Source organism: Vibrio methylphosphonaticus, assembly GCF_023634655.1.
In the GTDB taxonomy this organism is placed as follows: Bacteria; Pseudomonadota; Gammaproteobacteria; order Enterobacterales; family Vibrionaceae; genus Vibrio; species Vibrio methylphosphonaticus.
Map to the genome: position 1 here is coordinate 1 of NZ_JAMKMS010000071.1, position 583 is coordinate 583.

General features: G+C 49.6%; 1 protein-coding gene. It reads left to right on the forward strand.

The features are described from left to right. Positions 1 to 583, forward strand: a 583-nt coding sequence (locus tag M9196_RS23285) for a VCBS domain-containing protein (RefSeq protein WP_250619885.1), incomplete at both ends; no start/stop codon positions are given.

Here is a 583-nt window from a genome sequence, read left to right on the forward strand (position 1 = left end):
CGTTTACGCCGGATTCTATTTCAGGCACCAACGGTGACCTCACTATCGATGCCAACGGCCATTGGGTGTTCACCGCCAACAGCGCGTTTAATCAATTAAACGTCGGCGATAAAGTCGAAGAAACCTTCACGGTGTCGTCTATTGATGGCACACCCTCGACCATCAAAGTCACGATTAACGGCACTAACGACGCCGCTACTGTCAGCAGTGCGACCGTTGCCATCGATGAGACTGACAAAGCAGTAACGACTTCAGGAACGCTAATCAGCACCGACGTGGATAACCTAGATAATACCTTCACACCCGACTCGATTACTGGAGCTAACGGCGACCTTACTATTGATGCTAATGGTCATTGGGTGTTCACAGCCAACAGCGCGTTTAACCAATTAAATGTCGGCGATAAAGTGGAAGAAACCTTCACTGTATCGTCTGTCGATGGCACACCGTCGACGATCAAAGTGACGATTAACGGGACTAACGATGCAGCGACGGTCAGCACCGCAACGGTCAATGTGGATGAAACTGACAGCGCTATAACAACTTCTGGAACCCTCACTAGTACCGATTTAGACAACCCAGA